The following is a 21,176-nucleotide window of genomic DNA, read 5'->3' on the forward strand; positions in this document are numbered from 1 at the left end:
TGCCGCCTCCTAATCCAACTTCTCAAGCGTTGTGATTGCATCTAGCAGCTTCTCTTTTGAAAAGGATTCCTTTTCTATGAGTCCCTTCATATTCGCAATCCACTGGTTACGCTCTTGAAATTTTTGAAATAACAATAGCTTTGCTTCATATTCCTCAAGCATCGCTTCTGTTCTTTTTATATTATCATAGACTGCCTGCCTACTGACTTCGTATTCATCGGCAATCTCGCCAAGAGAGTAATCATCCAGATAGTAGAGGGACATGTAGCTCTGCTGCTTCTCTGTTAACAACGATTGGTAAAAGTCATACAAATAATTAATCCGCGTTGTCTTTTCAAGCATCTTAGCAAGCCTCCCTGCTGTTAAGTGAAAACCCTTTACAAGTTAATATTGTAAAGCCTTGTTTATTTGATGTCAAGTTAAACTCCTTACCACGTGTTTGCAAAGCATTATTTTTTCATTTTCCGCTTCTTTTTTGGACCTTTCTTCAATTGGTCCTCCAATTATCATGGTAAAAAAACCAGAAGAGAATGAACTCTTCCGGCTTACAATTTTCCCTTAAACCTCTTCTTTATCGATGATATCAGCAAAAAGGCCATAAACATATTTCTCGGCATCGAATTCCTGTAGATCATCCATTTTTTCACCTAGCCCGACAAATTTAACGGGAATGGCCAATTCATTGCGAATCGCCAAAACAATTCCACCTTTTGCGGTGCCATCAAGCTTTGTTAAAACAATACCGGAAACATTTGTCGCTTCCTTGAATGTCTTGGCCTGGATAAGGGCATTCTGCCCAGTTGTCGCATCAAGGGCAAGCAGCACCTCGTGTGGTGCACCTGGTACTTCACGTTCAATTACACGTTTCACCTTTTCCAATTCCTTCATTAAATTCACTTTATTCTGCAAGCGACCGGCAGTGTCACAGATAAGGATATCCGCTTTTCGTGCCTTGGCGGCCTGAATGGCGTCGAACATGACAGCTGCTGGGTCAGAGCCTTCACCCTGTTTGATTACACTGACACCGACACGCTCACCCCAAACCTCAAGTTGTTCAATCGCACCGGCACGGAAGGTATCCCCTGCAGCCAATACGACAGATTTTCCTTCTGTTTTGAATTTGTGGGCAAGTTTACCAATGGTCGTCGTTTTACCTACCCCATTAACCCCTACAAACAAAATGACCGTCAAACCTTCTTCTTGTATATTCAGGCTAGAAGTCGCTTCATCATCACCTTGGTAGATTTCAACAAGCTTTTCGGAAATAACGGACTGCACTTCCCTCGTATCAGAGATATTGCGAAGCTTGACTTCCATTTTTAATTGATCAATCAGTTCCATCACAGTATCAAAGCCTACATCAGCCTGTATCAGGATTTCTTCAAGTTCTTCAAAGAAGTCCTCATCCACTTTCCGATAACGGGCAACAAGTTCATTAACCCTTCCAGTAAAGGAATTCCTCGTCTTTGTCAAACCTTGTTTGAATTTTTCCCCAATGGATACTTCTGCTTCAACTGATTTTTCTTTTTCTTCCTGAGTAGTAAATTTCTCTTTTAACTTTTTGAAAAAACTCATTGTCCCACTTCCTCTAATTCATGAATTTTAAACTTCCATAAAGTTTTCTGATTCTTCCATCCGGACGGAAACAAGTTTGGAGACGCCTGACTCCTGCATCGTAATGCCGTATAGGACATCTGCCTCTTCCATCGTGCCTTTGCGGTGTGTAATCACGATGAACTGCGTTTCCCTGCTGAACTTTCTTAAAAATTGGCTGAACCGGACGACATTCGCCTCATCTAGCGCTGCCTCGACTTCGTCAAGGATACAGAAAGGAACAGGACGCACTTTTAGAATGGAGAATAAAAGGGCTATGGCTGTCAATGCTCGTTCTCCGCCGGATAAGAGGCTCAAATTTTGCAGTTTTTTTCCGGGAGGCTGTGCAATGATATCCACCCCTGTATTTAGCAAATCATCAGGATTCGTCAGTTTCAGCTCCGCTCTGCCTCCGCCAAATAAAGCTTTGAAGACTTGTTCGAATTCTTTACGGATCGAATAGAAAGTATCAGCAAAGCGGCGTTTCATTTCATCATCCATTTCATCGATGACTTGGAATAATGTATCTTTCGCCTGTTGAAGGTCTTCCTTTTGACTAAGAAGGAATTCATAGCGTTCAGCTACACGTGCGTATTCATCAATTGCACCTAAATTCACCGTCCCCAGTTCCTCGATTGCAAGCTTGATGAGCTTCACCCTTTTTTGAGCTTCGTCGGCAGGCATCATCAATGGATACTGTTCTTTAGCACCTTCAAAGGAAAGGGTATATTCTTCTCGCAAGTGGTCGAGGCGATTTTCCAGTTCGACATCCAGACGAGTTAATTTCACTTCTTCATCCTTTATCACTTCGACAATGCCTCTATAAAGTCGATTTTCTTCTTTCAAGGACAGTTCGAGCGTTTCAACTTCCATTAGAAGCTCGTTTTTTTCCTGTTTTTTTATGGTGATTCCTTCAATTGCTCCATTTTTATCGAGCAATTTCTGCTGAGCCATATCTTCCAGGGACTCTTCCCCGCTTGAACTGTCTGTCATTTCATTGGTCAGGAGCCCTAAATCATCTTTGTTTTCAGCAAGCCTGCTTGATTCCTTAGAAAGATCCGATTCAATGCGTTCCATCTTCTCTTTTTGGTTTTGCAGCTGGCCACGCTTGGAAGCGAGCATTACCTTCAGTTCATTCGTTTCTTCAGCAAGACTCTCTTTTGAAGATTGTTGTGATTGCTTTTGTTCGGTCATTTCGGAAATCAACCGGTCCAGACCTTCAATTTCCGATTTACATGATTCCAAAAGTTCTTCCAGCTCTTCAAGTCTTGCCGTTTTTTGCTGTTGTTCTTCTAAATATGAATTTTTATCCAAATCGTAAAGATGCAGCCGTTCATTCACATTTCTTTCCTGAAGCTCCACTTCACGGAGTTCCCCTTTAAGGGTTTGTTCTTGTAATCGAAGTCTCTCTCCCGTTTTTCTGGTTTGTTCAAGCGTTTGCTCTTGAACACCCACATCCACTTTGAGCTGTTTGACTTGCTTTTCAAGCTGATTCGTTTTGACTTCCATGGCAGCAAGTTTTTGTTGGAGCTCCTCCAATTCCGTTTTCCTTGAAAGCAGGGAGGTCGTTTTTTGCTTTAAGGCTCCACCAGTCATTGAACCACCTGGATTGACGATATCCCCTTCAAGTGTTACGAAGCGGAAACGGTGCTGCATCATTTTCGCCAGGTCATTTGCCCCTTTTAAATCTGTGGTGATAATCACTGTTCCTAATAGGTTTTCAGCAATCGCTGCATGCCTATCATCATATTGGATCAATGAGGAACCAGTCCCTACAAAAGCTGAATGGCTCTTCAGCATCGATAATTGGTTAGCTGATATCTCTCTTGCCTTTATGACTGATAAAGGCAAGAAAGTCGCACGCCCATACCTATTTTTCTTCAAGAAGGAAATGGCTTCCCGGGCATGCTCTTCGCGTTCCACGACAACATGCTGCATCGCTCCGCCCAAAGCCGTTTCAATGGCCGTTTCATATTCCTTTGGAACCTTTATCAATTCCGCAACTGCCCCTTCAATGCCTCGAAGGGTTTCTTTCGCTTTCAAAACCTCTTTTACACCCTGAAAGAAGCCTGCATAATCATCTTCCATTTCTTCAAGCAGTTCCTTACGCGATTTAGCCTGTTGAAGGAATTGATAGGCCTTATAAAGGGTGGTTTCTTGTTTTTGATACGTATCTTTTGCCGCATTCAATTTATTCTGCTGATTTCGGAAATAAGTGACATGCTCTTCAAGCTGCTTGGTCATATTGTCCATCAGCTGTGAATATTCCATTTTTTTAGCAGTGATTTCCATTCTTTCAGTTAAGAACTTTTCATTTTCCATATCAAGTTTTGCATTTTTATGTTCCTGCTGCGCAAGCTGCTGAAGCAGGTATTGTTTTTCGTTTTTGGCCGAGGCCTGCTTGTTCAACCACTCGATATAGTCACTCTTTTTCGCTTCGATCACCGCTTCGATATCACTATTGAATAGACCGAGGCTTTTTTGTTTTTCATGTAAGGTTTCAGAAATCCCTTTCACTTCCAAGTTCAGTGCATGCAGGATTTCCGTTTCTCTTTCCTTTTGCAAAGACAAACGCTCGACAGCAGCCTCACCTTCCACAATCGCTTTTTCCAGCTGTGACTTGTTTTGGGCGGCATTTTTTTTCCGTTCTTTCAAAACTTCTTTACGGCCTTCAAGCTTTTCAAGTTCTTCGCTGGCATTCAGGAGAATCTCCTGAAGGCCATTGATCGATGTCTCAAGCGTCGCAAGACTATTCCTTAACTTTTTGAGATGCGCTTCCCTGTCCTGAAGCTGTCCTGCCATTTGCTGTTCCATTTCATTATGTTTTTCAAGTTCCTGTGATAGTTTTTCCCATTTTTCATAAAGCTCTTCAATTTCATAAACGGTTAAAGCCACTTCTATTTGCTCTAGCTCGTCTTTCTTCGCCAAAAATTCCTTGGCGAGGGAAGACTGAATTTTTAACGGCTCCACCTGCCCCTCCAATTCATGGAGGATATCATGGACACGGTTTAAGTTATCCTGTGTTTCCGTCAGCTTCGATTCCGCTTTTCGTTTTCTCGTTTTATACTTCAGGACACCGGCTGCTTCTTCAAAAATCACTCGTCTTTCTTCAGCCTTACTGCTAAGGATTTCTTCCACTTTCCCTTGGCTGATGATGGAAAACGCTTCTCTCCCAAGACCGGAATCCATGAAAAGGTCTATGATGTCTTTCAGACGGCAACCTTGATTATTAATGAAAAATTCACTTTCTCCCGATCGATATACACGCCTTGTCACACTGACTTCATGAAAGTCGATCGGCAGGGAATTGGTCTCGTTATCAAGGGTCAATGATACTTCCGCAAAATTCAACGCTTTCCTCGTGTCACTTCCCGAAAAGATGATATCTTCCATTTTTGCTCCACGCAGTGATTTCGCAGACTGCTCTCCAAGGACCCACCGGACTGCATCGGTCACATTACTTTTACCGCTTCCGTTTGGTCCAACCACTGCCGTGACACCAGGTACAAAATCTATCGAAATTTTCTCTGCGAAAGATTTAAATCCTACAACGTCCAAACGTTTGAGGAACATGACCTTTCCCCCTCTACTGTTCAACTATCTTGTTGATTTTTTTCTTTTAAAACGATCAATGCATGCTCGGCTGCATGCTGCTCCGCTTCTTTTTTGGACTTTCCTATTCCAGAGCCAAGTTCTTCCCCATTCAGGGAGACCGTCGAAACAAACTCCCGATTATGGGCCGGTCCTTTTTCCTGCAAGATCTTATATTGCAGGACACCGATGGCATCGCGCTGGATCAGCTCCTGAAGCTGGCTCTTATAATCCATCACATGAGAAAAAGCACCCTCGTCTATCTTCGGAAACACGACATTCGTCAAAAACTGCACAACTGGCTCTAATCCTTGATCAAGGTACAAAGCACCAATATAGGCTTCGAATACATCCGCAAGCATGGCAGGGCGTTCCCTTCCACCTGTCATTTCTTCCCCTTTTCCGAGTAATACATATTCCCCGTAAGTAAGGCTATTGGCAAAAGCAACAAGTGAAGGCTCACACACAATGGCTGCCCTTAGTTTGGTAAGTTCACCTTCGCTCATCATCGGATATTTTTGATATAAGTATTTAGAGATGGTCAGTTCAAGTACAGCGTCCCCCAAGAATTCAAGCCTTTCATTATCTTCATAAGGCTTACGGCGATGCTCATTCACATAAGATGAATGTGTAAAAGCTTGTTTCAATAAGTTTTCATCTTTAAAATGAAAACCCAGATTTTCTTGCAACTGTTTGAATTTATTTTCCTTGATTGATGGTTTACGATTATTTCCGTTCCTACGCATCACACAAAACCCTCCACGGTTCAAAAAGCATATTTTTCCAATATATAAAAAGAAACCTGGCAGGAATTCCTGTCAAGCTTCCCTATGTACCATCATACATGATTATCCGCTTAAAGAAAACTAAAGGCAAAAGACACTGCATGCAGGCGGAGCATACACGTGAACATGCTCATTCCGTTATCTGCCGCTGAATCAAACTTCTTTAAGCAATAAGAGAAAGCCCCGTTAAAAAACGGAGCTTTTAGTCAAATGACAATTCATTACATAGTGCTTTGTATGTAATTCACAGCATCACCTACTGTGGCGATTTTTTCAGCGTCATCGTCCGAAATTTCCATATCAAACTCGTCTTCGAATTCCATGACTAGTTCAACTACATCAAGGGAATCGGCACCAAGATCTTCTTTGAAAGAAGCTTCAAGTTTTACCTCTGATTCTTCTACGTTCAAACGATCTACAACGATTTTAGTTACTCTTTCTAATACATCTGCCAATGTGTTCACCTCCCCTCAAGACATTATAAATTAATTTCGAAAAAAATCAAAGAAAACTTACATGACCATGCCGCCATCTACATGAAGAGTTTGCCCAGTCATATATTTGCTTGCATCGGAAGCAAGGAAAGACGCCACTGCAGCAATATCTTTAGGGTCACCGAAACGTGCAAGCGGAATTTGGTCCAGCATGGCTTTTTGGACGTCTTCAGGCAATTCCCCAGTCATATCCGTTGAGATGAAACCTGGGGCAATCGCATTGACCGTAATGCCTCTTGATGCAAGTTCCTTTGCCGTCGTTTTAGTCAAACCGATGACACCTGCTTTAGCCGCTACATAGTTAGCCTGCCCTGCATTTCCGCTGACGCCGACTATCGATGCCATATTGATGATCCTGCCGCTGCGCTGCTTCATCATTTGCCTTGTAACAGCTTTGGTGCATAGGAACACGCCTTTAAGATTCGTATTGATCACAGAATCCCATTCATCTTCTTTCATGCGCATCAATAGGTTATCACGTGTGATGCCGGCATTATTAACCAGGATGTCCACTCTGTCAAATTGTTCGACCACCTCTTTGATCATGCTTGTCACTGATTCACTATTTGCAACATCGCATTGGATGGCGAATGCTTTCCGGCCCAATGCCTTGATTTCGTCAACCACTTCATTCGCTTTTGCCTCACTGCCGGAATAGTTAATGGCAACGTCTGCTCCCTGACGGGCAAGTTCCAATGCAACTTCCCTGCCAATACCTCGTGATGCTCCCGTTACAAGTGCTTTTTTACCTTCGAGGATCATGCTTGTACCCCCTTCAATGTTTCAATTGTTTTAGTTAGAGTATCTATATCGGATACCGAATGAATTTGAACGGAACGATCAATTTTCTTTATCAATCCGCCCAACACTTTCCCTGGGCCAACCTCGATGAACGTATCCACGCCCAATTCAAGTAGATTTTTCACACTGTCCTCCCAAAGGACCGGTGAATACAGCTGTTCGATTAATTTTTCTTTTATTTCGGCAGGTGCTGTAATGGGCTTAGCCGTTACGTTTGAAATGACAGGAATTTCTGCCTGTTTGAAGCTTACTTCATCAAGGACACCCTGTAACTTTTCTGCTGCCGGTTTCATTAATTCAGAATGGAACGGTCCGCTCACTTCAAGAGGAAGAGCCCGTTTAGCCCCATTTTCCTTGGCTTTTGCACTTGCAAGTTTAACCCCTTCGGAGGTGCCTGAAATGACGATTTGCCCTGGACAATTAATATTGGCCAATTGAACGGATTCACCTGTGGCCGTAATTTCAGAAGTGACTTCAGATAGAGCTTCACGGTCCATTCCCAAAATCGCAGCCATTGAGCCTTGACCATTCGGTACCGCAGCTTCCATGAATTCACCGCGTTTACGCACTGTATATACGGCATCTTCAAAAGAAATTGCACCAGATGCCACTAATGCCGTATATTCACCTAAACTGTGCCCGGCAGTATAATCGGGTTTGATTCCCGCTTCTTCCAACTCCTTGACAAAAGCATAACTCGTAGTCAATAAGGCTGGCTGTGCATTATAAGTCACCGTTAATTCTTGTTGTGTGCCATTAAAGATCAATTCCGTAAGCGGAAAATCAAGTTTTTCATCTGCTGATCGAAAAATTTGCTGAGCACGCTCTTTTTCCTGAAATAGGCCATGCCCCATTCCTATTGATTGTGATCCTTGTCCTGGAAAGACAAAAGCAATTTTACCCATCTGTTACTCCCCTGCCTCTATGATTTATTATTGTTTTTCTATTGTCTCCGCAATTGTCGATATGACGTCATTTCCAACCATATCGCGAGTCTGGCGTATAGCATTATAGACCGCATTCGCATCTGAAGAACCATGCGCCTTAATGACAGGGGCCTTCAAACCGAAGAGGCCAGCACCGCCATACTCCGAGTAATCCATTTTATTTTTTATGACTTTTAGTTCTGGCTTTACCATTGATGCAGCCAACTTACTTTTGAGGTTGCTCATCAAGGCAGCTTTCACCATTTTGAATACGCCCATAGCAGTACCTTCCAGCGTCTTTAACACCATATTTCCCGTGAAGCCGTCCGTCACGACAACGTCCGCCGGCCCGTTTAGGAGGTCCCTTGCCTCTACGTTACCTATAAAGGATATCTCCGATGATTGCTGCAGTAATGTAAAGGCATGCTTAGTCAGTTCATTCCCTTTTTTTTCTTCTGTTCCGATATTAAGTAATCCGACACGGGGCTTTTCGATTCCCCGCACTTTTTGGGCATAAACAGACCCCATTATGGCGAATTGAAGGAGATGCTCCGGTTTCGCATCGGAGTTCGCGCCTACATCCAGTAATACAAAACCCTTGCCATCGATCGTCGGAAGGGTGGGAGCCAATGCCGGACGTTCAATGCCTTCTATCCTTCCGACCACAAACAAACCTGCAGCCATTAGCGCCCCCGTATTGCCTGAAGAAATGCATGCGTCCGCTTCTCCGTCAGCCACTTGCTGTGCAGCCAATACCATCGATGCGCTTTTCTTGCGGCGAACCGCACGAACAGGTTCATCGGTACTTAATATTTTTTCATCAGTATGTATAACCCTTATTCGGCCATGCTTCGCTAAGTATTGGTTAATCTCGGATTCATTGCCTATCAAGGTAATTTCCACATCGGAAAAAGCCTCGACAGCTTTCATTGCTCCCAAAACCTGTGCCTTGGGAGCATTATCGCCACCCATTGCATCTATTGTTATCTTCATTTTTTTCATCCTTTACTAGCAAGTTAAGAGCGATACATTTCGAACTCGCCTTTAAAAACCAGTTCATTACCTACGTAGCTTCTAACCTCCACCACGGAACGATCGTTGGTGTGGTCCACGTTTTTAACCCTCGCTTTAGCTACCACTCTTTCATTTTCCTTTACAGAACGAGTGAATAAAATGGATGCTTTCGCAGTTAATGCCAATTCATCATTTATGACTGCCACAGCCAATGAGTTTGCTTGGGCAAAAAGGTGATGTCCCCTTGCGATTCCATTCCGCTTAAAGACATGCTCTTTATTTATATCCAAAATCGAAATTGCATTATCATCTAAATTAAGATCAATTACTTCCCCGATGATTTCATCCAAAGGCAATGCCCTGATTTCGTCACTGAATTTTTTCTCGGCCACGCTTTTAATCCGTTCACGCAGTTCCGGTATCGATAATTCAAGACGGTCAAGCCTAATGGTCTGGACGCTCACCGAATATTTTTCAGCCAGCTCCTCATCCGTTACAAAAGGATTCTGTTTAATCGTTTCGATTAATAATTGCTGGCGTTCCTTCTTATTTCTTCGCATTTGAAGGTCACCATCCGTAGTATTATGACTAGGTACTAATAGTAGTATATATATTTTAAAAACAGATTGCAAGATATTGCGTAAAATCTCACAATCTGCTATTGGTTTTTTATTGGGTTCAGTCCAGCTTTTCTCCCGTAAATACTCCCGTTCCCTCTAAATAGTCCCGCAAAGGTGCATACTCCGGGGAATGCCAAAAGCTTTGGGATGCAATCAATTTTGCTGCATCCATCCTTGCCACTTCAAGGGTCCTGTAATCATGGACCATGTCGGCTACCTTGAATTCGGGAAGGCCGCTTTGTTTTTTACCGAAGAAGTCCCCGGGTCCACGGAGTTCCAAATCTTTTTCGGAAAGGGCAAAACCATCGTTTGTCTCAGTCATGATTTTCATCCGCTCTTTGCCGACTTCCGTTTTCGGATCAGCCAGCAGGATGCAAAAGGACTGATCGCTCCCCCGTCCAACCCTTCCGCGTAGCTGGTGCAACTGTGAAAGTCCAAAGCGCTCCGCATCATAAATGACCATTACCGTTGCATTTGGAACATTCACCCCAACCTCGACGACCGTCGTGGAAACAAGGATTTGCGCTTCATTGGCACTGAACTGCTGCATCACTTCTTCCTTTTCATCCGCGGGCAGACGTCCATGCATAAGACCCACTTTGTACCTGTTCGCAAAGTATTGTGTCAGCATTGCATGAACATCAAGAACATTCTGTAAAGAATCGAGTTTCTCCGACTCCTCAATCAATGGACAGATGACGTAAGCCTGTCTCCCTTTCTTTAGTTCCTTTTCGACAAAGGATAAGATCCGATCAAGCATTTGGTGTTTCGCCCAATAGGTCTCTATCGCTTTACGCCCGGCAGGCATTTCATCGATCGTCGAGACGTCCATTTCCCCAAACACTGTAATTGCGAGAGTTCGCGGAATTGGTGTAGCCGTCATGAAAAGTACATCTGGATTGGTACCTTTTTCTCGAAGGATGCGGCGCTGCTCCACTCCGAAACGATGTTGTTCATCCGTTATGACAAGACCTAAGTTCCGGAAATTCACTTCATCTTGAATCAATGCATGAGTTCCTATCAAAAGATCCAGCTCCCCGGATTCCAGCATTTGCAATAGTTCCTTGCGCTTTTTGCCTTTTACCGAACTTGTCAACAATGCGACCTTTACTCCACTCGGTTCCAACATGGCTTTCAGGGATTGTGTATGCTGCTCAGCCAAGATTTCCGTGGGGACCATAAGTGCACCTTGGAAACCTGCTGTAATCGTCGCCTTCAGGCATATGGCGGCAACCACCGTTTTCCCAGACCCGACATCCCCTTGAAGCAAACGATTCATCCTGTAGGGAGATTTCATGTCATTCATTATTTCCTCAACGACCCTATTCTGAGCGTTCGTCAAAGGAAAAGGGAGGGTTTCAACGAAGGCTTCCAGCCGCTCCATGTCAAACTCCTGGCCTATTCCTTTTGACTGCTCCCGCTGCACTTTACGAAGTGCCTGCATTTTAAGTTGAAACAATAAAAATTCTTCATACACAAAACGGCGTCGGGCCTTCTTCACCTCATTGGCCGATTGAGGGAAATGCATGGTACGAAGAGCATCATTACGCGGCATCAGTTTGTATGCCGCCAATAATTGCGGGGGCAGATTTTCTTCTATCATTGTCCCATATTCAGAAAATGCATTGGAGATAAAGCGGCGGAGCCCTTTGACAGTAATGCTGCCCTTCACTGAGTACACCGGTTCGAACTCTTTCTCCCGGCTTCGATCACCAACATGGCATTCCGAGCCTGTAATGGTTTGGCGATGACGATCCCACTTTCCCGTTACCGTTACGGTTTCGCCTATCGCAAGCTTCGGCTTCAGATAAGGCTGGTTAAAAAAAATGACATTTATTAAATATCTCCCAGTCAAAACTTTAATCGTGAGCCTGGATTTTTTCTTTCCGAAGTACCCTAACGTGGGTACTGTATGAACTTTGCCTTCTACAGTAACCCGTTCATCATGCTCGACCGTTTCTAAATCCCTCAACCGGTAATCTTCATAGCGATATGGGAGGTGCTCAAGGAGATCCGCGACGGTATGGATCTCCATTTCCCCCAAAGCTGCTGCCGTTTCGGCCCCAATGCCTTTTACTGCGGTAATGGGTTCGCGTAAAGTCGAGTTCACTTCTTATTTAGCGGTAAGCCAAAGATTTTCGCTTCCAACTCCCGCCCAGTCGGTGTAGCCGCTAAACCTCCTTGTGCAGTTTCCCTAAGAGCAGATGGCATCGTTTGCCCGATTTTATACATCGCATCAATTACTTCATCACACGGTATGCGGCTTGTGATACCCGCTAAAGCCATATCTGCTGCAACCATGGCATTGGCTGCACCCATGGCATTACGTTTCACACAAGGCACCTCCACAAGCCCAGCAACAGGATCACACACAAGACCAAGCATGTTCTTTAATGTGATTGCCATCGCTTCTGCACTTTGTGCCGGTGTCCCTCCTGCCATTTCAACGATGGCTGCCGCCGCCATACCCGAAGCAGAACCGACCTCCGCCTGACAGCCCCCTGCGGCTCCAGAGATAGAAGCATTATTCGCTACTACAAAACCAAACGCCCCTGCTGTAAATAGGAACTCAATTTTCTGTTCCCGATTCGGTTTTAATTTATTTTGCAAAGCGAAAAGGGTACCAGGCACAACACCAGCAGATCCGGCAGTCGGTGTCGCACAAATCGTTCCCATGGCTGCGTTCACTTCGTTTGTTGCCACGGCTTTGCTTACCGCATCCAACAGCAGTTCACCGGATAAGGAGTTTCCGGATTTAATGTAATTCTGAAGAAGGACTGCATCCCCTCCCGTCAGGCCGGAAACGGACCGTACACCTTGAAGTCCTTTTTCAACTGCCTGTTCCATTACATCCAGATTGACTCCCATCTGGCGGATGATTTCTTCACGGCTTTTTCCCGTTACTTCCATTTCCTGCTCTATCATCAGCGTTGAAATTTTTTTCTGCTTTGATTCAGCTAATTCTACTAATTCCGCTACATTTCGAAACATGATTTCTTCTCCTTCCTAAGTGGAAACGATTGCTCTATCAATCCACAATCCTTGCTACTTGAGTGATATTGGGGAGTGCTGTAATTTCAGCTATGACGTGATCCTCCAGGTTTTGGTCCACTTCAATCGTCATCAAGGCCATCTGCCCTTTCTCTTTTCGGGAGACTTCCATTTGGCCAATATTGATTTGATGCTTGGCTAATATGTTTGAAACATTGGCTATGGCACCAAATCGATCATCATGAACGACGAGTATGGCAGGGTTATGCCCGGAAAGCCTCAATTTAAACCCGTTCAATTCGACGATTTCGATCTTTCCCCCGCCTATCGATATTCCGACAAGTTCCAGTTCACCATCATCATCACCAACTGTTATTTTTGCTGTATTGGGATGTTCCGGTACTGCCTCTTCTTCTCGAAATGTAATTTTCATTTTCTTTTTGCGTGCTATTTCCAGCGATTCTTTGATTCTCTCATCAAATGTATCAAAATCAAGCAAGCCTCCTACAATGGCTACATCCGTTCCATGGCCTTTATAGGTTTTGGCAAACGATCCGTAAAAAGAAATATGGGCCCATTTTGGTTCCCGGTCGAATAAATTCCTGGCAACCCTACCGATCCTTGCAGCTCCTGCTGTATGGGAACTAGAGGGGCCGATCATAACAGGACCAATTATATCGAATACACTTCTAAATTTCATGATTAGCTCCTCCTTCTATTCACTTGGAGTCAGTTTAATAATAAAGCCTGATATATTGTAATTACAATTATGCTGTCCGTAATCCTTCTTTTCATAAAAATAAAGGCTCTTTTCGTAAAGATTGTTGTTTTTAAAACGAAACTATTTAAGGTTGATTGGAGCGGAAGTGCGAGACTCCTGCGGGAGCAGCGGGACAGGTGAGACCCCACAGGCGTTTACGCCGAGGAGGCTCACCGCCCGCCCCGCGGAAAGCGAGCATCTGGAGGGGAAATCAACCACAACTCACTATCTGGTAAATAGCAACAAAGTATGTGAAAACAGCCACAATAAAACTGCATAGCCTAATGACATATGCAGTTTATTGCCTTTTATTTTTTTCGGGATCCTCCAAACATTGTGACGGATAGGTTTCCCTTATTTTCATGTTCTCTACTTATTCAATTGAAAAAATGAAAGAATATAAAGGTTGTTTCCCATTATGGACTTCAACTTCAACGTCTTCGAAATTCTCATTACAAAACGCAACAAGACTTTCGACATCTTCAGCAGTGGCATCTTCACCATATAAAATGGTAAGGATTTCTGAATCTTCGTCAATCATATCGGAGAGAAGATCTTTTGCCGCTTTAGTCATGTCTTTATCCTTCACCTTGATGGTGCCTTCAGCAATTCCCATGAAGTCCCCGGTCTCGATTGCAAGACCGTCAATGTTGGTATCCCGGACAGCATAAGTAATCTGGCCCGTTTTCACATGCGAAAGGGCTTCGATCATCGCTTTTTTATTCTCTTCGGCATCAAGTGAAGGGTTGAAAGCCAACAACGCAGCCATTCCCTGTGGTACTGTTTTCGTTGGAATGACAGTCACATGATCCCCAAGTACATCAGCAGCCTGATTGGCGGCCATGATGATATTTTTATTATTAGGCAAGATGATCACATGATCTGCATATGCCCCTTCGACAGCTTTAACGATATCTTCCGTGCTAGGATTCATCGTTTGCCCGCCTTCGATGACGGACTTAGCGCCGATGCTTTTGAATAATTCGCTGATGCCAGCGCCCATCGCCACTGACACTACAGCGTATTTCTCTTTGGTGGGCGGTTTAGTTTGAAGCGGTGTATTCGTCTCACCTACAATCGCAGTATGCTGTTCACGCATATTATCGATTTTCATTTTTATTAAACTACCATATTGCTGTCCATAATTCAGGCACGTGCCAGGCTGTTCAGAGTGAATATGTACTTTGACGACTTCATCATCTGAGATGACTAGTAAAGAATCTCCGTATTCACTTAAATCATTTCTGAATTTTTCTTCATCAAATGATTGATTGGCAAGTTTTTCACTTTCCAATCGGACCATGAATTCCGTACAGTAGCCAAACACGATATCTTCCGTGTTCATATGTCCTTGTACATTCATGTGATGTTCGGCACTGATCATGTCATCCATGCTTGGACCATTAGCGGATCGGACTGGAAGGGCTTCACCTTTCAGCTCAGCAAGGAAACCTTCATATACGAACACCAACCCTTGCCCGCCGCTATCAACGACACCCACTTCTTTTAAGACTGGAAGAAGATCAGGTGTGCGTTTTAATGAAGCATTTGCCTCCGTAACGATTTCTTCCATTACCTGAATAAGGTCTAAATGCTTTGCTGCTGATGAAACCGCTTGCTTGGCTGCATCTTTTGCAACCGTTAAAATGGTTCCTTCAACAGGTTTCATAACGGCTTTATAAGCTGTTTGAACCCCTGCTTCAAAAGCTTGGGCAAATTCTTCACTATTGATTTCCGATTTATGTTCAATCGCTTTAGCAAAACCGCGGAACAGTTGCGAAAGGATAACTCCCGAATTGCCGCGTGCGCCCATAAGCAATCCTCTTGAAAGGGACGCACCCACTTTTCCGATGTGTTCCTGGACGTTATTTTGCACTTCCTTCGCTCCCGAAGTCATCGATAAATTCATATTCGTTCCTGTATCTCCATCCGGAACAGGGAAAACATTCAATGCATCAACCATTTGGGCATTAGCCGCTAAATGGTTGGCACCTTGAATGATCATTTCTGCAAAGCGCTTTCCGTTCAAACTTGTAATTGACACAAAACTTTCCTCCTATACTTAAGGGTTCGTCACACGAACTCCCTGTACAAAAATGTTAACGGAATCAACAGCTAATCCTACAGTTTTGTCCAGAGTGTACTTTACCTTTGATTGCACATTATGTGCAACTTCCGAGATTTTCGTTCCATAACTTACGATAATATACATATCGATATGAACTTCTTCCTCTTCTTGACGGACAATTACACCCTTAGTAAAGTTTTCTTTTCTTAGAATTTCGGCAATGCCGTCTTTAAATTGTTTTTTGGAAGCCATTCCTATAATTCCATAGCAATCCACGGCTGCGCCGCCTGCTACAGTTGCGATAACATCATTAGAGATATCAATTTGTCCATACTTCGTTTGTAATTCGATAGACATTTTCTTTTCCCTCCCAAAAAATCAAATCAACTAAAGACATTTTACTATAATGTCTCTGGTTTTAAAAGTAAATGTCTTACGGCACTCTATATAATTCAATTTCGAAGGATGTATGTCAAGGTTTTTTTCTTGAAAGTAATTAACTGAAGTATTGCATTCTAGCGGTAGGTATGATAAATTATTAAAGTATTTTACAAAGACTTAAGACGACTGCGAAAAACTTAAGCTTGTTGTAGTTAGGAGGGAATTTGACATGGCACGTAAATGTGTAATCACTGGAAGAAGAACTCGTTCTGGTAACAGCCGCTCTCACGCAATGAACGCTAGCAAGCGTACATGGGGCGCTAACCTTCAAAAAGTACGTATTTTAGTTGACGGTAAACCTAAACGTGTATACGTTTCTGCAAGAGCTCTTAAATCGGGCAAAGTAGAACGCGTATAATGTTACGGCATCCTCTTAGGATGCCTTTTTACTTGTAATGGCCGGTATTTAATGGGGATGGTTTCAAATCTTTGACCAGGTCCAGTCTGCATCAAGAAGGATGCCTTCACCCATTAATGGATGGCCGCCCTTTTTTACCAAGAAATAACACCTCCCTTATTTTGAGAGGTGTCATGGAGATAAGTATCAGCCTTTTTTAAACGCTCCGAGCATAGCCCTTACCAAACTGCCCAGAACTTTTGGCAATTTAATCGTATAAAATTTCATCATGCCCCTCCTCTTTGCATCCCACAATTAAAGATGAAGTGGAATTTTTCTATTACAACATAAGCTTTTAAGCGGATATAGGATGATCGTAATTATATCCGAATCTGCTCTAAGCATGAATTTTAATCACTGCTTCTTATCACCATTAATATGCCTTTCTCAAATGAAACATTCCCAGATTCGGAAATTAGTTCATTGCTGATGCAAAGCGTCGAACCCATTTCCAAGCTTGCATCGTCCAGCGGATATTTGAAACCCGAAAGAGTAATGCCGGTGACTTCAGCGTTTACTGGGAGCAAGGACAAGTATTTCTTATCTTTCAAAGCAGTGACCTCATAAGAACCTGCTGTCTTTACTGTGATTATATTTTGCCGATCGACTATGTATATATCCATATCGCCATGATGAGGGAGGACACTTTCTTTTTGGAGCAACTGGATATTCCCGAGAAAATGGTCCATTCTTCCCCCGGTTGCGCCCAGAATGTGAATTTCTCTTGGCTTTTGCCCCATTGCCCATTTAAATGCGATTTCTAAATCCGTTTCATCCTTTTCCGAGGAATATAGATTGATTTCTTGCAGCATTTGCTCAATCTTTTCGTATTCCCCTTCCGAAACCGAATCAAAATCCCCAAAACCGTACTTAGGTTCGATACCTTTTTCAAGCAGAGACCATACTCCCCTGTCAACCCCGACCCAAAGATCTGTCTTCTCCTTATACCATGTCAAATCCGGCCAAAAACATTCCGGACCTCCAGCCATTATACTGATAATCATCGAAATCATCCTTTTCCATATATAATCATATCCAAGGTGCCTTAGTTTAATTGATAAAAAAAGCCGATCACCATCATATGAATATGATAGTGTCGGCTTATATCACTTTCCCCGAATCTTTTGAATCGCTGCGTGTCGATCTTCCTGATCATATATTGCCGAACCGGCCACCAGGATTGTCGCCCCTTGTTCAATACATAGTTTAGCCGTTTCTTCATTTACTCCACCATCAATCTCTATCTCGAGATTTTGATTATACTTTCCTGCCATCGCCTTCACTTCGGCAATTTTCGGAAGAACGGATTTAATGAACTTTTGCCCGCCAAAACCCGGATTAACCGTCATCAACAATACCATGTCAATATCTTCGATTATAGGTTGTATCAAGGAAGCCGGAGTGGCTGGATTAAGCACCACGCCTGCCTTTACACCAAAAGATTTAATCAATTGAACCGTTCGATGCAAATGTGTGCAGGCCTCTACATGTACAGTTATATAATCGGCTCCCGCTTTCGCAAAGGACTCGATATAACGATCAGGTTGTTCAATCATTAAATGAACATCAAGCGGAAGCTTCGTTACTGGGCGGATAGCATCAACAATTAGTGAGCCTATCGTTATATTCGGCACGAAATGCCCATCCATGACATCCACATGGATCAAATCCGCTCCGCCCCTTTCCACATCAAGAATTTCTTCTCCCAATTTTGCAAAGTCAGCTGATAAAATGGATGGTGCGATTCTAACCATTTTAATACCTCGGCTTTCTATCTCTTATTTCTTCTAAGAATTGCATATAATGCTCGTATCGATAACGGGGAATTTCCCCGGAATCCACCGCTTCCTTCACTGCACATTTCGGTTCTTTATCGTGCAGACAGGCCCTGAATTTACAGTCTTCCCCATGCTTATGCATTTCAGGGAAGCAATAGGAAAGCCGTTCAGCTTCCATTTCCATGAATTCAAGTGAACTGAACCCTGGAGTATCCGCGACAAGTCCAGAGCCAATATGGATCAATTCAACGTGCCGGGTCGTATGCTTCCCGCGTCCCAGATGTGAAGAAATATCATCCGTCTTTAAAGCCAATTCCGGATTGATCGCATTCAGCAAAGACGATTTCCCAACACCGGACTGCCCCGCAAATACACTGGTCTTTCCTTCTAAATACGGCACTAGTTCTTCAATCCCTCCAGCGGTGACGGAAGATGTCTCCAGTACAGTATAGCCAAGTTTCTGATAGTCCTTGATATACTGAGACAATTTCTTTTGGTTTTCAGCTGTAACCAAGTCCAGTTTCGTCACGACGATAATCGGTTCGATTTCGTTATCTTCAATCAATACGAGAAATCGATCAAGCAAGGCTGGACTGAAATCAGGTTCCACTGCCGAAAAGACAAGGATTGCCTGGTCTACATTCGAGATTTGCGGACGTATCAATTCATTCTTTCGCGGTTTTATTTCGGTCACGGTCCCGTCCGTTTTATTTTCCGCTTCAAAAACAACATAATCACCAACGAGCGGGGTCACCTTATTCTTCCTGAACAGGCCCCTTCCACGGCATTGATAGACCTCTTCACCATCAAGGACATAATAAAATCCACTTAATGCTTTGATTATTTTTCCTTCGGGCATAACCACACTCCTAATTCTTAAATTTATTCTGGATATGAGACGGATTCGTCAATGATGACCTGATTGTCCCGCATGATTTTATATCCTGCTTTCTTATCCGGGGAAACCATTAATTCGATCGTTCTCTTCGCATCTTCCAATATATAGAATGTTTCTTGAGGCTCCGTCATGCTGTTGTCGATATCCTCGATGAAAATTTGTATTTTTTGTGTTTTGCCTGGCTCAACCGGATCATACTCGATTTTGACTTCCTCCGTTACACTCTTGGGCGGAATCTCTTCTTTCCCTTTTGAAATGACCACTTTCACAGTACTGCCCTTTTCCACCTTCGTAGCAGGTTCCGGTGACTGGGAAATGACAAGCCCCTCCGCTACGGAATCATCATAGATTTCTTCTTCGATCTCTACCTTTATTCCACTCTCGCTTGAATAATCATTAAGGCCAGCCTCATTGAACCCCGTTAAGTTCTTCAAGCTCAGGAGATCTGCCCCTTTACTGACCGTCAGCTCAAGCTCCGTTTCGGATGGTACGACCTCAGTGGCACCAGAAGGCGATTGTTCTATGATCGTGCCGGGAGCACTGTCATCATATTTTTCAGTAACGCTAATGTTTTTGAATCCCATTTTTTCAAGCAGGGATTTAACATCAGAGTAATCTCGACCTTCATAGCTGGACAATGAAATCGTCTCTTTACCAACGCTTTGATAAATATCGATCACTGCACCTTCCTTGACCGTCTTACCTTCCTTAGGATTGGTTTTGATCACAAGACCAGCTTCAACCTCTTCATCTTCAATCTCGATCGTATCTCCAATTTCCAAATCCAGTTCAAGCAATTCAGTAATGGCGTCATCCAATTCTTCCCCTTTAAGGTCAGGGATCGTCACTTCCTTCGAGACAAGGAGGGGAGGTAAAACTGTGACAGATAAAACTGCAAGCAGTGCGAGAACTAAAAAGGTGGTCACCAAGATCGCTGGCATGTTCTTTCGTTTTTTACCTTTGTGTTCCGACTTGTTTTTTTGTTTTTTCTGTTTCTTTTGTTTCTTCTGTTTCTTTTTTGAATTACTCTCTGCTTCTGATTCACTTTCCTCATCGTCCGCATAAACTAACGTATTTTTTTCAGGACCCCTAATGATTGTCTCATCGATGCTTGAAAGCTGATCATCCGTTATGACTGGGATGGCTTTTGTTGCATCATGATCTTCGGGAATCGCAAAAGGAGGTTCATTGGAACGCTCCGGATTAAGCGACGTCCGTATATCATCTTCCATCGAGTCCACGCTCTCATAGCGGTAATATGAATCTTTGGCTGTCGCTTTCAAGATAATATTTTCCACACTCTGGGGTATTTCAGAGTTCCAGCGTTTTGGTGAAGGAGTTTCCGATTGTAAATGTTTAAGAGCTATCGACACGGCTGATTCACCCGAAAAAGGCAATCTCCCCGTCAACAATTCAAACATGACGATGCCAAGTGAATAAATGTCCGATTTCTTATTGGCCATACCGCCTCTGGCCTGTTCCGGAGATAAATAATGAACCGAACCCAAGACTGCGTTGGTCTGCGTTATGTTTGTTGCACTTAGGGCCAATGCAATGCCAAAGTCCGTAATCTTGACGGTTCCTTCCTTATCAATCAAAATGTTCTGTGGCTTGATGTCACGATGGATGATCCCATTATGATGGGCATGGGAAATCGCTGCCGTGATTTGCCTCATGATATCCAAGGCTTCATCAACTGGAATTGGATAATATTTTTGTATGTATTGCTTAAGTGTAAAACCGTCAACGTATTCCATTACAATATAATAGATGGAATCTTCTTCACCAACATCATAAATACTTACGATATTGGGATGGGCCAAACTGGTTGCCGATTGGGCTTCCCGATTGAAGCGCTTGATGAACTCTTCGTCATTATTAAAATCCATGCGAAGGATTTTCAATGCAACATCCCTATCTAAGATCATATCCCTTGCAAGGTAAACATTAGCCATACCGCCGCCGCCGACCATCTGGATCAGTTTATAACGGCCGTTGATCCTTCTGCCAATCAACATT

Annotated in this window: 20 protein-coding genes; 1 reads left to right on the forward strand and 19 read right to left on the reverse strand. The window is 43.4% G+C overall.

Features of this window, described 5'->3' with window-relative positions; translation table 11 throughout:
* Nucleotides 1–9: 9 nt before the first annotated feature.
* The 14 genes from ACZ9AO_RS12715 to ACZ9AO_RS12780 form a co-directional block, all read right to left on the reverse strand.
* Nucleotides 10–342: a putative DNA-binding protein gene (locus ACZ9AO_RS12715; protein WP_034313718.1), complete on the reverse strand. Its 333-nt coding sequence runs from the start codon at nt 340–342 to the stop codon at nt 10–12.
* A gap of 216 nt (nt 343–558) precedes the next feature.
* Nucleotides 559–1,575: a signal recognition particle-docking protein FtsY gene (gene ftsY / locus ACZ9AO_RS12720; RefSeq protein ID WP_034313721.1), complete on the reverse strand. Its 1,017-nt coding sequence runs from the start codon at nt 1,573–1,575 to the stop codon at nt 559–561.
* 27 nt (nt 1,576–1,602) lie between these two features.
* Nucleotides 1,603–5,166, reverse strand: coding sequence for a chromosome segregation protein SMC (gene smc / locus ACZ9AO_RS12725; RefSeq protein WP_476109189.1), 3,564 nt, complete (start codon nt 5,164–5,166; stop codon nt 1,603–1,605).
* Between the two features lie 20 nt (nt 5,167–5,186).
* Nucleotides 5,187–5,930 carry a ribonuclease III gene (gene rnc, locus ACZ9AO_RS12730; RefSeq protein ID WP_251539082.1) on the reverse strand — a complete coding sequence of 248 codons (744 nt, stop codon included), beginning with the start codon at nt 5,928–5,930 and terminating at the stop codon, nt 5,187–5,189.
* A gap of 260 nt (nt 5,931–6,190) precedes the next feature.
* On the reverse strand, nt 6,191–6,424 hold the full coding sequence (locus ACZ9AO_RS12735; RefSeq protein WP_034313729.1) for an acyl carrier protein: 234 nt from the start codon (nt 6,422–6,424) through the stop codon (nt 6,191–6,193).
* A 57-nt stretch (nt 6,425–6,481) separates the two neighbouring features.
* Complete coding sequence (gene fabG, locus ACZ9AO_RS12740) at nt 6,482–7,225, reverse strand: 3-oxoacyl-[acyl-carrier-protein] reductase (RefSeq protein WP_053534365.1); 744 nt, start codon at nt 7,223–7,225, stop codon at nt 6,482–6,484.
* On the reverse strand, nt 7,222–8,169 hold the full coding sequence (gene fabD / locus ACZ9AO_RS12745; RefSeq protein WP_034313737.1) for an ACP S-malonyltransferase: 948 nt from the start codon (nt 8,167–8,169) through the stop codon (nt 7,222–7,224). The genes fabG and fabD overlap by 4 nt, the downstream gene beginning before the upstream one ends.
* Before the next feature lie 27 nt (nt 8,170–8,196).
* Nucleotides 8,197–9,183, reverse strand: coding sequence for a phosphate acyltransferase PlsX (gene plsX, locus ACZ9AO_RS12750; protein ID WP_476109191.1), 987 nt, complete (start codon nt 9,181–9,183; stop codon nt 8,197–8,199).
* A gap of 23 nt (nt 9,184–9,206) precedes the next feature.
* Nucleotides 9,207–9,764 (reverse strand): transcription factor FapR, encoded by a 558-nt coding sequence (gene fapR, locus ACZ9AO_RS12755; protein WP_034313744.1) that lies wholly within the window; start codon nt 9,762–9,764, stop codon nt 9,207–9,209.
* Between the two features lie 118 nt (nt 9,765–9,882).
* Complete coding sequence (gene recG / locus ACZ9AO_RS12760; protein ID WP_054396921.1) at nt 9,883–11,934, reverse strand: ATP-dependent DNA helicase RecG; 2,052 nt, start codon at nt 11,932–11,934, stop codon at nt 9,883–9,885.
* Entirely contained in the window at nt 11,931–12,815 is an 885-nt protein-coding gene (sdaAA, locus tag ACZ9AO_RS12765) for an L-serine ammonia-lyase, iron-sulfur-dependent, subunit alpha (protein ID WP_048684931.1), read from the reverse strand. Before sdaAA ends, recG begins: the two co-directional genes overlap by 4 nt.
* 37 nt (nt 12,816–12,852) lie before the next feature.
* The gene (gene sdaAB, locus ACZ9AO_RS12770; protein WP_034313754.1) at nt 12,853–13,515 is read right to left on the reverse strand and encodes an L-serine ammonia-lyase, iron-sulfur-dependent subunit beta; all 663 of its coding nucleotides are present in this window, start codon (nt 13,513–13,515) and stop codon (nt 12,853–12,855) included.
* Between the two features lie 433 nt (nt 13,516–13,948).
* A complete protein-coding gene (locus ACZ9AO_RS12775; RefSeq protein WP_476109193.1) occupies nt 13,949–15,619 on the reverse strand; it encodes a DAK2 domain-containing protein in 1,671 nt (556 codons plus the stop codon).
* 18 nt (nt 15,620–15,637) lie between these two features.
* Nucleotides 15,638–16,000: an Asp23/Gls24 family envelope stress response protein gene (locus ACZ9AO_RS12780; RefSeq protein ID WP_048684651.1), complete on the reverse strand. Its 363-nt coding sequence runs from the start codon at nt 15,998–16,000 to the stop codon at nt 15,638–15,640.
* Between the two features lie 253 nt (nt 16,001–16,253).
* Between ACZ9AO_RS12780 and rpmB the strand changes: the two genes are divergently transcribed.
* The gene (gene rpmB / locus ACZ9AO_RS12785) at nt 16,254–16,442 is read left to right on the forward strand and encodes a 50S ribosomal protein L28 (protein WP_034313767.1); all 189 of its coding nucleotides are present in this window, start codon (nt 16,254–16,256) and stop codon (nt 16,440–16,442) included.
* A 186-nt stretch (nt 16,443–16,628) separates the two neighbouring features.
* Here the strand turns inward: rpmB and spoVM are convergent, their stop codons facing one another.
* The 5 genes from spoVM to pknB all read right to left on the reverse strand — a co-directional run bounded on the left by spoVM (nt 16,629) and on the right by pknB (nt 21,175).
* Nucleotides 16,629–16,709: a stage V sporulation protein SpoVM gene (spoVM, locus tag ACZ9AO_RS12790; RefSeq protein WP_034313769.1), complete on the reverse strand. Its 81-nt coding sequence runs from the start codon at nt 16,707–16,709 to the stop codon at nt 16,629–16,631.
* Nucleotides 16,710–16,831: 122 nt separating this feature from the next.
* A complete protein-coding gene (locus tag ACZ9AO_RS12795; RefSeq protein WP_048684650.1) occupies nt 16,832–17,485 on the reverse strand; it encodes a thiamine diphosphokinase in 654 nt (217 codons plus the stop codon).
* Nucleotides 17,486–17,587: 102 nt separating this feature from the next.
* Complete coding sequence (gene rpe / locus ACZ9AO_RS12800; protein ID WP_476109194.1) at nt 17,588–18,235, reverse strand: ribulose-phosphate 3-epimerase; 648 nt, start codon at nt 18,233–18,235, stop codon at nt 17,588–17,590.
* A 1-nt stretch (nt 18,236) separates the two neighbouring features.
* Nucleotides 18,237–19,118, reverse strand: coding sequence for a ribosome small subunit-dependent GTPase A (gene rsgA, locus ACZ9AO_RS12805; RefSeq protein ID WP_053534359.1), 882 nt, complete (start codon nt 19,116–19,118; stop codon nt 18,237–18,239).
* Between the two features lie 23 nt (nt 19,119–19,141).
* Nucleotides 19,142–21,175, reverse strand: a complete 2,034-nt coding sequence (gene pknB / locus ACZ9AO_RS12810; RefSeq protein WP_476109195.1) for a Stk1 family PASTA domain-containing Ser/Thr kinase — start codon at nt 21,173–21,175, stop codon at nt 19,142–19,144.
* Nucleotide 21,176 lies beyond the last annotated feature (1 nt).

The sequence above is a fragment of the Peribacillus sp. TE19612 genome, assembly GCF_056279465.1.

Bases quoted from the DNA above. Each gene is read 5' to 3' on its own strand.
- fabD (WP_034313737.1), bottom strand. From the start codon at position 8,169: ATGGGTAAAATTGCTTTTGTCTTTCCAGGACAAGGATCACAATCAATA.
- spoVM (WP_034313769.1), bottom strand. From the start codon at position 16,709: ATGAAATTTTATACGATTAAATTGCCAAAAGTTCTGGGCAGTTTGGTA.
- plsX (WP_476109191.1), bottom strand. From the start codon at position 9,183: ATGAAGATAACAATAGATGCAATGGGTGGCGATAATGCTCCCAAGGCA.
- smc (WP_476109189.1), bottom strand. From the start codon at position 5,166: ATGTTCCTCAAACGTTTGGACGTTGTAGGATTTAAATCTTTCGCAGAG.
- rsgA (WP_053534359.1), bottom strand. From the start codon at position 19,118: ATGCCCGAAGGAAAAATAATCAAAGCATTAAGTGGATTTTATTATGTC.
- ftsY (WP_034313721.1), bottom strand. From the start codon at position 1,575: ATGAGTTTTTTCAAAAAGTTAAAAGAGAAATTTACTACTCAGGAAGAA.
- rpmB (WP_034313767.1), top strand. From the start codon at position 16,254: ATGGCACGTAAATGTGTAATCACTGGAAGAAGAACTCGTTCTGGTAAC.
- ACZ9AO_RS12780 (WP_048684651.1), bottom strand. From the start codon at position 16,000: ATGTCTATCGAATTACAAACGAAGTATGGACAAATTGATATCTCTAAT.
- pknB (WP_476109195.1), bottom strand. From the start codon at position 21,175: ATGTTGATTGGCAGAAGGATCAACGGCCGTTATAAACTGATCCAGATG.
- fapR (WP_034313744.1), bottom strand. From the start codon at position 9,764: ATGCGAAGAAATAAGAAGGAACGCCAGCAATTATTAATCGAAACGATT.
- sdaAB (WP_034313754.1), bottom strand. From the start codon at position 13,515: ATGAAATTTAGAAGTGTATTCGATATAATTGGTCCTGTTATGATCGGC.
- rnc (WP_251539082.1), bottom strand. From the start codon at position 5,930: ATGCGTAGGAACGGAAATAATCGTAAACCATCAATCAAGGAAAATAAA.
- ACZ9AO_RS12715 (WP_034313718.1), bottom strand. From the start codon at position 342: ATGCTTGAAAAGACAACGCGGATTAATTATTTGTATGACTTTTACCAA.
- sdaAA (WP_048684931.1), bottom strand. From the start codon at position 12,815: ATGTTTCGAAATGTAGCGGAATTAGTAGAATTAGCTGAATCAAAGCAG.
- rpe (WP_476109194.1), bottom strand. From the start codon at position 18,235: ATGGTTAGAATCGCACCATCCATTTTATCAGCTGACTTTGCAAAATTG.
- ACZ9AO_RS12795 (WP_048684650.1), bottom strand. From the start codon at position 17,485: ATGATTATCAGTATAATGGCTGGAGGTCCGGAATGTTTTTGGCCGGAT.
- fabG (WP_053534365.1), bottom strand. From the start codon at position 7,225: ATGATCCTCGAAGGTAAAAAAGCACTTGTAACGGGAGCATCACGAGGT.